Source organism: Deltaproteobacteria bacterium, from assembly GCA_016219225.1.
Lineage (GTDB): Bacteria > Desulfobacterota > RBG-13-43-22 > RBG-13-43-22 > RBG-13-43-22 > RBG-13-43-22.
The window spans coordinates 1-12119 of sequence record JACRBX010000128.1; the positions used below are offsets into that span (position 1 = coordinate 1).

General features: G+C 50.6%; 9 protein-coding genes. All 9 read left to right on the plus strand.

All coding sequences use genetic code 11. The features are described from left to right. Positions 1 to 548 precede the first annotated feature (548 nt). A complete protein-coding gene (locus tag HY879_11125; protein ID MBI5603896.1) occupies positions 549 to 1286 on the plus strand; it encodes a 3'-5' exonuclease in 738 nt (245 codons plus the stop codon). Between the two features lie 21 nt (positions 1287 to 1307). After that, on the plus strand, positions 1308 to 1607 hold the full coding sequence (locus tag HY879_11130; protein MBI5603897.1) for a DUF485 domain-containing protein: 300 nt from the start codon (positions 1308 to 1310) through the stop codon (positions 1605 to 1607). Between the two features lie 9 nt (positions 1608 to 1616). Beyond that, complete coding sequence (gene actP, locus HY879_11135; GenBank protein ID MBI5603898.1) at positions 1617 to 3155, plus strand: cation/acetate symporter ActP; 1539 nt, start codon at positions 1617 to 1619, stop codon at positions 3153 to 3155. A gap of 22 nt (positions 3156 to 3177) precedes the next feature. Continuing rightward, positions 3178 to 5148 (plus strand): acetate--CoA ligase, encoded by a 1971-nt coding sequence (gene acs, locus HY879_11140; GenBank protein MBI5603899.1) that lies wholly within the window; start codon positions 3178 to 3180, stop codon positions 5146 to 5148. Between the two features lie 198 nt (positions 5149 to 5346). Continuing rightward, positions 5347 to 5898: a hydrolase gene (locus HY879_11145; protein MBI5603900.1), complete on the plus strand. Its 552-nt coding sequence runs from the start codon at positions 5347 to 5349 to the stop codon at positions 5896 to 5898. A 106-nt stretch (positions 5899 to 6004) separates the two neighbouring features. Then, the gene (locus HY879_11150) at positions 6005 to 7903 is read left to right on the plus strand and encodes a propionyl-CoA synthetase (GenBank protein MBI5603901.1); all 1899 of its coding nucleotides are present in this window, start codon (positions 6005 to 6007) and stop codon (positions 7901 to 7903) included. Positions 7904 to 8085: 182 nt separating this feature from the next. Further along, positions 8086 to 10032 carry a PAS domain S-box protein gene (locus HY879_11155; protein MBI5603902.1) on the plus strand — a complete coding sequence of 649 codons (1947 nt, stop codon included), beginning with the start codon at positions 8086 to 8088 and terminating at the stop codon, positions 10030 to 10032. A 190-nt stretch (positions 10033 to 10222) separates the two neighbouring features. Then, complete coding sequence (locus HY879_11160) at positions 10223 to 11740, plus strand: response regulator (protein ID MBI5603903.1); 1518 nt, start codon at positions 10223 to 10225, stop codon at positions 11738 to 11740. Continuing rightward, positions 11712 to 12119 (plus strand): cyclic nucleotide-binding domain-containing protein (locus HY879_11165; GenBank protein ID MBI5603904.1); only part of this gene is annotated, 408 nt, incomplete at its 3' end. The genes HY879_11160 and HY879_11165, both read left to right, overlap by 29 nt.

The window sequence follows — 12119 nt, forward strand, 5'->3', positions numbered from 1 at the left end:
ATCGTAGAAGGAGGTCCCTCGTTCTCTTTTAACTGGAATGTCTGCTGTGTTTTCATGGGAGTATATTACCCCAAAAAACATAAAAAATAAAGAAATAATGTTACATTAATTTTTCCTGGTAGATTTTCAAAGAACATCAATCTTATAAGGTTTTTGATGCCCTATGTCAGGAGATCTGAAGTTACTTTTCTTCCCATTTTTGACCACCAAAGTAACAAAGACTATTCCGATAAAAAATACTGAAAACATTACATTTTTCATCATTGCACTTCAATTGTTACCATAAGTAACATTCATTAGCCCCCCCCGACCCCCTTCCTGAAATTAAGAAAAGCCTTTCCATGTCGAAACCTCCCATAATGACCCGGTGGTAAAAGGTTCCGAAGTCACCTTCTTACGTCATTGCCGTAAAAAACGGGAATCAAGTTATTTTAACCGGTTACGCTGGTACGGATTCCCGCCTGCCGGGAAATGACGGATTCAAACCCTTCCATCCTTATCGGTATTCTTTTTATTTCAATCGGGTCTTTTTCCAATCGGCACAGCTCTTGCTCTACAGACTAACCAACATGTTGGGATTTTTCAAAAGAAAGGCCCTGGGCCGTAAAAAAGAGGTGCCGATCGATAGCCGGAAACCCCTTAAACAGGTCTCTTATGTCTTTATCGATACAGAGTTGACCGGACTCAACGAGCGGACCGATTCCATTATCTCCATCGGGGCCATTAAGATGGTCGAAGGCAGGATAGAACTCGGGGATTCTTTTTACAGTTTGGTCAACCCAAAATCCAAAATAGGCAGCCAAAGCATTTTCATTCATACCATTACCCCTTCGGAAGTGAAGAAGGAAAGAGGCTTCCAGGCCGTCCTGAACGAATTTCTTCACTTTTGCGGCCCGAATGTCCTGATCGGCCACTGTGTAGCCATTGATTTAGGTTTTATCAACAAAGAGATGAAAGAAAACCTTGGATCTGCTCTCCCCAACCCGACCCTGGATACCTTTGTTTTGTACCACTGGTTATGGCGGAAATGGCCTTCCGAACCCGTATTCTCTCTTCCACCCCACCAGGTGGATTTATATCGAATCGCTGCTTCTTTTGGCATTTCTTCCACCGGAGCCCACCAGGCCCTTATGGATGCCTTTATTACGGCCCAGGTATTTCAACGTCTTATCCCCTGGCTGGAAAGGTCGGGGATTAACGATCTGGAAGATTTACTAAGAGTTGGAAATCCTTTTGGAGGAGGTGAGAATCGGTTGAGTCTTCCGGCTCAGATCAACAACCTTTAACTTGTGTAGGGAGGTAATTTTATGGCAAAGACGGCGCATGAAATCGTAACTTCAGAAAGATTCAAAGCCCTGGTCAGGAAGCGATGGAATATCAGTATTATCCTTACTATCCTGCTCTTTATCATTTATTACGGCTATATCCTGATTATCGGCTATGGCAAGGAATTCCTTGGGGAGAAAGTGGGGGTCTATACCAATTACGGAATCATCTTCGGGGTATTGGTGATCGTCTTGTCCTGGATATTGACGGTGATCTATGTCGTTTGGGCCAATACCGTCTATGACAAAGAAGTCGATGCCATCAAAAAAGAGCTTTTATAAGGAGGAATTATGCAAACTGCCGTAGGGGAAACCAATGCCACTTCCATTATATTTTTTCTTATATTTATCACCTTTACCCTGCTCATTACCTATTGGGCGGCAAAACGGACCAAGACCACCAAAGAATATTATGCCGCCGGACGGAGTGTGACCGGCTTCCAGAACGGTATGGCCCTGGCCGGGGATTACATGTCGGCCGCTTCCTTTTTGGGCATTGCCGGGATGGTCTCCTTAAAAGGCTATGACGGAATGATTTATGCCACCGGCTGGCTGGTGGGCTGGCCAGCCCTCATGTTTTTGATTGCCGAGCCCCTCCGGAACCTGGGGAAATACACCTTTGCCGACGTCGTGGCCTATCGCCTGAAGCAAAAGCCCATCCGGATCGCTGCGGCTATCGGTGGTATCCTGGTCCTGTTGACCTATGCCATCGGCCAGATGGTCGGGGCCGGAAATCTGATCAAACTCATGTTCGGTCTGCCTTATGAACTGGCCGAATTAATCGTCGGGGTGGTGATGTTGACCTATGTGCTTTTCGGTGGTATGATTGCCACCACCTGGGTCCAGATCATCAAAGCCGGATTGTTGTTGGGCGGGGTAACGGCCCTGATGCTGATCGGTCTGTCTCATTTCGGATTTAACCCCGGAACCCTCTACGGAGAAGTTCAGAAAATGTATTCAGTCAAGATGCTCAATCCCGGTGGTCTGGTCACCAGTCCCATTGATGCGATTTCCCTGGGTCTGGCCCTGATGTTGGGACTCTTGGGCCTGCCTCATATTTTGATGCGTTTTTACACCGTTCCCGATGCCAAAGCGGCCCGCACCTCGGTCGTCTGGGCCACCACCTTTATCGGCTATTTTTATTGCATCATCCCCATTGTCGGTTTCTCGGCGGCCGTCCTGGTGGGACAGAATCTGATTACTAAAATCGATAAAGGCGGTAACATGGCCGCTCCGCTTCTGGCCGAAATGCTGGGGGGGACCCCTTTTATGGGGTTTATTGCCGCTGTGGCCTTTGCCACCATCCTGGCCGTAGTGGCCGGCTTGACCCTGGCCGCCGCCTCGGCCATGGCCCATGATCTCTATCTCAATGTCTTCAAGGACGGGAAGGCCAGCGAGGGGGAACAGGTCAAGGTGGCCCGCACGGCCACCGTTATCTTCGGGATAGTGGCCATCCTGCTGGGCATTGCCTTTAAAGGACAAAACGTGGCCTATATGGTAGGGTTGACCTTTGCCATCGCCTGCAGCGGGAACTTCCCGGCCCTCTTCTTAGCCATTGTCTGGAAGAAGATGACCACGGCCGGGGCCGTCTGGGCCATTATCATCGGTTCGGTTTCAGCCACTCTTTGTATTGTCCTGAGCCCGACCGTCTGGGTGGATGTCTTGAAAAATAAAGAAGCCATCTTCCCCCTTAAAAATCCGGCCATCGTTTCCATGTCCCTGGCTTTCATAGCCGCCTTTCTCTTTTCGGTCCTCATGCCGGATCGGGAAGCGGAGGCCAAATTCGAAGCAACCAAGGTCAGGACCTACCTGGGCGTAGGGGCTGAATAACAAAACAAAGGAGGAAATCAGGATGACCCAAGAAAGTATTTCGGTATTGATGTCGGAAGAGCGCATCTTTCCGCCCCCCAAGGAATTCAGCGACGGGGCCCATATTAAAAATATGGCAGAATATGAAAAATTATATAAATGGTCCCAGGAAGACCCCGAAGGCTTCTGGGCTGATATGGCGGAAAAACACCTCTCCTGGTATAAGAAATGGGATCAGGTCTGGGACTGGGATTTCGAAAAACCTACTATCAAATTTTTTATTAACGGCAAACTCAATGCCTCCTTTAACTGCCTGGACCGCCATCTCAACACCCCGACCCGCAACAAGGCGGCCATCATCTGGGAAGGTGATGATGGCAGTTATAAAACCTACACCTATCAGCAGCTTTCGACGGAGGTGAATCGATTCGCCAATGTGCTTAAGAAAAACGGGATCAAAGGAGGAGACCGCGTCACCATCTACCTGCCCATGATCCCGGAATTGCCCATTGCCATGCTGGCTTGTGCCCGGATCGGGGCCATCCACAGCGTGGTCTTCGGCGGCTTCAGCCCTTCCTCTTTAAGGGACCGGATTCAGGATTGCCAATCTACTATGGTGATCACGGCCGACAATGGCCTGCGGGGAAGCAAGCTGGTGCCCCTCAAAACCAATGCCGATGCGGCCCTTAAGGAATGTCCGACCGTGGATAAGGTGATCGTGGTCCACCGGGCCGGCCAGGCGGAAATGAAGGCCGGCCGGGATATCTGGTGGCATGAGGCCGTGAACGACCCGGACATCAAAAACTATTGTGAACCGGAGGTGATGGATGCCGAGGCCCCCCTTTTCATCCTCTACACCTCCGGATCGACCGGCAAACCGAAAGGGGTGCTCCATACCACCGGCGGCTATATGCTTTATACCAATCTGACCTTTAAATGGATCTTTGACTATCACGACAAAGACATCCATTTTTGTACCGCTGATATCGGCTGGGTGACCGGACACAGTTACATCGTCTATGGGCCCCTCTCGGCCGGGGCCACCAGTCTGATGTTCGAGGGAATTCCCACCTATCCCAATGCCGGACGGTTCTGGGATATTGTGGACAAGCACCAGGTCAACATTCTCTATACCGCCCCGACGGCCATCCGGGCCTTGATGCGGGAGGGGGAACAATGGGTGACCAGCCACGACCTTTCCTCCCTGCGACTACTGGGATCCGTCGGCGAACCCATTAATCCGGAGGCCTGGATGTGGTATTATAATTATGTCGGCAAAGGGAAGTTGCCCATAGTCGATACCTGGTGGCAGACCGAGACCGGCGGGATTTTGATCACCCCCCTGCCGGGAGCCATGACCCTGAAACCCGGTTCAGCCACCCGCCCTTTCCCGGGGGTCTTTCCAAAGGTCGTTAAAGAAGATGGTTCTCCGGCCAAGGCCAATGAAGGGGGCTATCTGATCATTGAAAAGCCCTGGCCCGGTATGCTGCGGGGGACTTACGGTGATCTTGAGAACAAACGGATCAAGGAGGTCTATTTTTCCAGATTTATCGGCAAGTATCTGACCGGTGACGGGGCCCGGGTGGATGAAGACGGCGATTACTGGCTCATGGGCCGGATTGACGATGTCATTAATATATCCGGTCACCGACTGGGTACGGCGGAAGTGGAATCCGCTCTGGTCAGTCATGAAACCGTGGCCGAGGCGGCCGTTGTAGGCTTCCCCCATGAAATCAAAGGAGAGGGTATTTATGTCTACGTAACGTTGAAAGAAGGGATCCAACCCACCGATGAGTTACGGAAGATCCTGGTGGCCCATATCCGGGTAATGATCGGGCCCATTGCCTCCCCGGATAAGCTCCAATTTGCGCCAGGGCTTCCCAAAACCCGCAGCGGCAAGATTATGCGCCGGATCCTGAGAAAAATCGCGGCCGGCCAGGTGGAAGAGTTAGGAGATACTTCTACACTGGCCGATCCTTCGGTGGTCGATAATCTGGTGAAGGAACGACTGTAACGATTGCGGAGTTCGAATTGTGGATTGCGGAATTAATAGAAGGGTACAGGGTATAAGGTTTAAGGTGCGGGGTAATTACCGTACAACCGTACACCTTGAACCTTAGACCTTAGACCTTGTACCTTGCGCCTTGCGCCTTAAACCTTGGACTTTGGACCTTGGACTTTTTTAAACCAACTCATGGATCAGGAAAAACAAATGGAAAAGTTTTTTATCAAAGCCGAGGATGCGGCACTGGTTATCATCGACATCCAGGAAAAGCTGGCGGTAGCTATGAAACACAAGGAGCAGGTGGTCAACAATAGCCTCCACCTGATCGAAATAGCCAGGCTCCTTCAAATCCCGATCCTTCTGACCGAACAATACCCCAAAGGCTTGGGGCCTACCCTGCCTGAAATCAAGGAGACCCTTCCGGTCTATGCCCCCTTTGAAAAACTATCCTTTAATTGCTGCCAGGAGGCAGGATTTCTGGAAAAGGTCGCCGCCCTGGGCAAAAAAAAGCTCATTCTGACCGGGATGGAGACACACATCTGTGTCTTACAAACCAGTCTGGGGTTGCTTCAGGAGGGCTATACCGTCCAGGTGGTCCAAGATGCGGTTTGTTCCAGGACCAAGGCTAATTTTAAAACAGGGATTGAATTGATGAAAATGGCCGGTGCGGTGATTACCTGCACTGAGGCCGTTTTATTTCAATTGCTTCAGAAGGCCGGTACCGAGCCCTTTAAAGTAATATCGAAACGGATTAAATAAAAAACCAGGCTAAAGGCAATGGGCAATAGGCTATGGGCAGGCAAACATGTGCTTATTCCCTATCGCCTTTAGCCTATAGCCTGAATGCCTGAATGCGGAGGAAATCATGATTTATCAGGAAGCCTTTCAAGAGTCCATTGAAAACCCGAATGCCTTTTGGGGGAAGGCGGCTGAGGAAATCGTTTGGGAAAGGAAATGGGACCAGGTCCTGGATGATTCAAAATCACCCTTTAACAAGTGGTTCTCCGGCGGTCGGTTGAATACCTGTTTCAATGCCGTAGACCATCACATCAACCAGGGCCGTGGTGATCAGGTTGCCGTGATTTATGACAGCCCGGTTACCCAGACCATTCAAAAATTCACCTTTTCGGAGCTGAAAGACCGGGTCAGCCGGATCAGCGGGTTTCTGAAGGGTCTAGGGGTAGAAAAAGGAGACACGGTCCTGATCTACATGCCGATGATTCCCGAGGCCCTCATGGCCATGCTGGCCTGTGCCCGGCTGGGGGCCATTCATTCGGTGGTCTTCGGCGGCTTTGCCCCCCGGGAGTTGGCCATTCGCATTGATGATGCCAAACCCAAGGTTATCTTGTCCGCTTCCTGCGGGATTGAGATGCAGCGCATCATCCCCTACAAGCCCTTGCTGGATGAAGCCATCACCCTTGCCGCGCATAAACCGAAAAAGTGTGTCCTGGTCCAGCGGTCCCAGGTCAAAGCCGGGTTAATGGCCGAACGGGATCTGGACTGGAGTGCATTAGAGGCCACGGCCCAACCGGCCGATTGCGTCACCGTAGCCGCCACCGATCCCTTGTATATCCTTTATACCTCCGGAACTACCGGGCGTCCCAAAGGGATTGTCCGTGACAACGGCGGCCATGCCGTCGCCTTGAAGTGGTCCATGAAACATATCTACAATATTTATCCCGGCGATGTCTATTGGGCGGCTTCGGATGTCGGCTGGGTAGTCGGCCATTCCTATATCGTCTATGCCCCCTTACTCATGGGCGCCACAACCATTATCTATGAAGGCAAACCGGTCGGGACTCCGGACCCCGGGGCCTTTTGGCGGGTCATTTCCGAACATAAAGTCAAGGCCCTTTTCACGGCCCCTACGGCCTTCCGGGCCATCAAGAGGGAAGACCCGAATGGGGATTTTCTGAAGCCCTACGATATCTCTAAATTTGAAGCCCTCTTCCTGGCCGGAGAACGCCTGGACCCTGATACTTATTATTGGGCCTCTGAACTCTTGAAACGGCCGGTCATTGATCATTGGTGGCAGACCGAAACCGGCTGGGCCATGGCCGGTAATTTCCTGGGATTGGAATATTTTCCCATTAAAGCCGGCTCGGCCACCAAACCCATGCCGGGTTACAACATCAAGATCCTGGATTCTTCCAGCGGCCGGGAATTGGGGCCTGATGAAAACGGCGTCATTGCCGTAAAACTGCCTTTGCCGCCGGCCAATTTACCCACCCTCTGGCAGGACGACCAGCGCTTTCTGGAATCCTATATGAATCCCTTCCCCGGTTATTACCTGACCGGAGACGGCGGCCATATAGATGAAGACGGCTATGTCTTTGTTATGGGGCGGGTCGACGACGTTATCAACGTGGCCGGCCATCGCCTTTCCACCGGAGGGATGGAAGAAGTCCTGTCCCGACACCCGGATGTAGCCGAATGTGCCGTAATAGGGGCCGGCGACAGTTTAAAAGGCCAGGTCCCTTTGGGCTTTGTAGTCCTGAAAAACGGTGTAACCAGGCCCCCGGAAGCAATCATCGCGGAGGTCGTTCAGATGGTACGAAATGACATCGGAGCTGTGGCCTCTTTTAAAAAAGCCGTGGTAGTGGCCCGCCTGCCCAAAACCCGATCCGGGAAAATCCTTCGGGGGACGATGCGCAAGATCGCCGATGGCCAGACCTACTCGATCCCCTCCACTATCGATGATCCGGTAATTTTAGATGAAATCGATCAGGCCTTGAAAACCATCGGATACGGAAAAACCGTCTAAACTTCCCCGCCTCTGCTTCAGGGACCATCCTGCTTTTATCTTCAAGGATGGTCCCGTCCTTTTGAGAGCCCTCTCTATTTGAGTTGACAGACCCGAAATTACAAGTAAAATAAACAATCATTTTTAAATCGCTTTAATCTCTTTCTCCCTCCAGGGTGGCTTACTGCGGAAAGGGTCTTAAGATGAGCGAAAGGAATAGTTATTTTCAAGGGGAGGACCTCTCCGGGACCTCTGCGGAAGAGCGACTCCTCTTCCTGGAAGAAACCTTCCGGACTTTTATTCATCTGGGGAGTGAAGCCCTTTTTATTGTGGACCCGGATTTAAACATACTCTGGGCCAATGAAAAAGCCACCTCCCTGACCGGCCATCCCTTGAACCACTTGATCTCGCGAGGGTTCATTTCGCTATTCCATCTTCAGGACCAACACCTCATGCAGGACCTGCTCCAGTCCCAGGTCCTGGGAAGTGAATTCAAAATATCCTCGGAGGTAAAATTAATCACCTCCCTTCATGAAATTAAAGAAGTCGAAATCAGCATGATTTCCGGCCGGGGCCGGCAGGGCGGAAAACGAATCTTTATCGTCCTAAAAGACATCACGGCTTCCAAATCCATTGAAACCCGATTATTAGATGCCTACAAGGCCCTCCAAAAAATCATCGAAATGGGCAATGACGGCATCCTGGTTCTTGACCGGGACTATCGGATTGAATTTGCCAATGCCCTGGCCTCTGAAATAACCGGTTACCCCAAAAATCAATTGATCGGTATGGATTTCAGGGCCCTGCTGTCCGTAGAAGATCAGGAGTATCTTCTGGATTTGCCGACCCAGATGCGACTGCAGTCCAATGAAAATCGAAAGGTCTGTACCGAATTTAAAATAATGACCAACACCCGGGGACAACGGGAGGTGGAGATTTGTCTGACCCTGGCCTCCCTGGAGGGAACCTTAAAAATCTACGCCTACCTGCGGGATCTATCCGAACGCATCCGATTTGAAAATGAACAAAGAAAAACCAATAAATTTTTAAAAAATATCATCATCAGTTCCGTAGACGGCATCATCGCCGCCGACATGAAAGGAAGCATCATTCTTTTTAACCAGGGGTCCGAACGGATGCTGGGATATTCGGCCTATGAGGTCCTGAATGAGGGTATTCACATTACCCAAATTTACATCCCCGGTCAGGCCAAAGAAATCATGAAAAAACTCCGCAGTCCCGATTTCGGACCGGTCGGTAAATTGAGCAGTACCCTGGTCAGTCTGGTAACCCAGAAAGGAGAGACCCTTCCCGCCAGCCTCTCGGCTGCCATCATTTATGATGAAGAAGGAGGCGAAATGGCCTCGGTCGGTATATTTACCGATCTTCGTGAGCGGTTTCGCATGCAACAGGAATTGGAGGAAACCCATCTCAAGTTGTTGCATTCCGAAAAAATGGCTTCCCTGGGTAAACTGGCCGCCGGAGTGGCTCATGAAATCAATAATCCCTTGGGCGGGATCCTGATTTATGCCAACATGCTGCTCGAAGAAACCGAACGGGAAGACCCCCGCTGGGATGACCTGAAACAAATTGTCGATCAAACCCTGCGCTGCAAGGAAATCGTCAAGGAGTTACTCGATTTCAGCCGTCAGACCAAACACCGCTGGGTCGAATGCGATATTAATCAAGCCCTCCAGCAGACCATCAGTCTTTTGGGTAAGCAGGCCCTTTTCCAGAACATTCAGATTATCAAGGAAATAGACCCGAGGTTGTCACCAGTGATCTGTGATCCCGGCCAGATCAATCAGGTCTTTATCAACTTGATGACCAATGCCGTCGATGCCATGGAGGGGAAAGGGAATCTGACGGTGCGCACTTATAACCTTCCGGAAGAGGAAAAAATCGGTATGGAAATGGCCGACACCGGCTGCGGGATTCCCATAGAAAATCTCTCCCGGATCTTTGACCCTTTTTTTACCACCAAGGATACGGGAAAAGGAACGGGGCTGGGCTTAAGTACCGTCTATGGCATTGTCGAGGAACATGGCGGGACCATCGAAGTCCGCTCCGGTGTCGGCCAGGGCACAACCTTTGTCCTGAAATTACCCATCCGGGGGCCTACCACGGAAGGAACAAAAGAAGAACCTTGAAAACCATCGAGGCCACGCATCCGGTTGTTGTTTTATCTTGATGGTATAGGAATTTCCTTTTTGGACGCAGATCGGCGCAGATTGCCAGGATTTTAAAAATAAAGAATAGTTTTCTGCGAGTATCGGCGAAAATCTGCGTCCAAATTTAAATGGTGCCTCTTGTATTGTTTTTACTACCTTAGGATGTTAAATGAATCCAATCTATTCTCTTTTGGTTGCCGATGACGAAAAAGTCATTCGTGAGGGCATCAGTCGTATCCTGGCCAGAGAATCCGTTAGAATTACCATGGCGGAAAACGGGCTCCAGGCCTGGGAGGTCATACAGGAAAACCTTTTTGATCTTCTTCTGGTCGATTTAAAGATGCCTCATGTAGATGGGATGGAACTCTTGCAGAGGGTTAAGGAGCGCTATCCGGATCAGCTTATCATCATCATAACCGGCCATGCCACCATAGAATCGGCAGTCGAGGCCATGAAGTACGGGGCCTACGATTTCATCACCAAACCCTTTCTCCCGGACCAACTTCGTTTGGTGGTTAAAAGGGCACTGGAAAAGCGGGGGCTGGAGATCGAGGCCCAACACCTTCGGGCCGAACGGGAAAAAGGCCTCAAAGACATTGCCATGGAAAAAAGTCGCATCCAGACCATCATCCACTGTATGGCCAGTGGGGTCCTGGTTACCGATCGGGATCAGATGGTGGTCTTGCATAACCCGGCCTTGACCCACTTATTAAAGCTGCCGAATCAGCCCTTCGTGGGCAAACTGCTGCCTGAAACCCCTTCTTTAAAAACGCTGGCAGAAGCTATCGCCCTGGTTTTAAAAGAGGAAAAACCTCAGACCATTTCCCAGGAATTTTCTTTGGATGACCAGGAATCCGTCTATCTGAGGACGCACACGGCGACGGTCACCGGCGATCACGAAGAGATCCTGGGCACGGTATCGGTTGTCCAGGACATCTCCTATTTGAAGGCCCTGGATCTTATGAAAAATGAATTTGTGGCCATGGTAGCCCATGAACTCAGGGCCCCTTTGTCGGCTATCCAGCAGCAGATTTCGGTAATCCTCCAGGGGCTGGCCGGGACCGTAACCGACAAGCAGCAAGAACTCTTAAGCCGATCCTATGAACGGGCCAACGGGTTATTGAATTTAATCCGGGACCTGTTGGATATTTCCAAAATGGAAACCGGTCGATCCTTCCAACAAAAAGAGCCCCTGGATCTTTCTCCTCTGGCGGAAAAAACGGTGGCCTTGTTACTCCCCCAGGCCCAGGCCAAAAACCAGACCATAGAACTTACGGTCCAGCAAAACCTCCCCATGATCAATGCCGACGCTCAAGCCATGGAAGAAGTACTGACCAATTTGATCTCCAATGCCATCAAGTACACCCTGGGAAAAGGAGTCATCCAGGTAATCTTAAGGCCGGAAGCCGAATATCTTCTGATCCAGGTCTCGGATAATGGAATCGGCATTTCTCAAGAAGATCTGGTCCGGATCTTTGACAAATTTTATCGGGTAAAAAATGAAAAAACCCGGAAAATCGTCGGGACGGGCCTGGGGTTACCTATTGTCAAACAACTGGTGGAAGCCCACCTGGGATTTATCCGGGTGGAAAGTCAGCCGGATCAGGGAACGACCTTCAAGGTCCTGATTCCTTCGATCCCCACGGAAAGGAATGTGCATGGCCGAATTGCAATTGAAACAAAGTGAGCTGTTTAAAAAAGTGGTTCCCGAGGGGTTAAAAATTCTCGCCCCTTTAGCCCGACTGGAGACCTATGCCCCGGGAAGTATCATCTTTTCTCAAAACACCTTGGCGGAAAAACTCTTTCTTCTGGATCATGGGGTGGTGGCCTTGAAGACCTCGCTGGCCGATGGGTTGGAAATTACCTATGAAATGATAACCAAAAAGGGAGACCCCTTCGGCTGGTCGGCCCTGGTTGAACCCTTTCAGCTCACGGCCACGGCCATCTGTCTGGAAAAAACTCAGGTTATCGCCTTTCAACAAAAGGAGTTGGATCGGATTTTCCAACAACATCCGGACCTGGGTTTCACGGTCATGAAAAACTTATGTGTCCTCATCGCCAGGCGG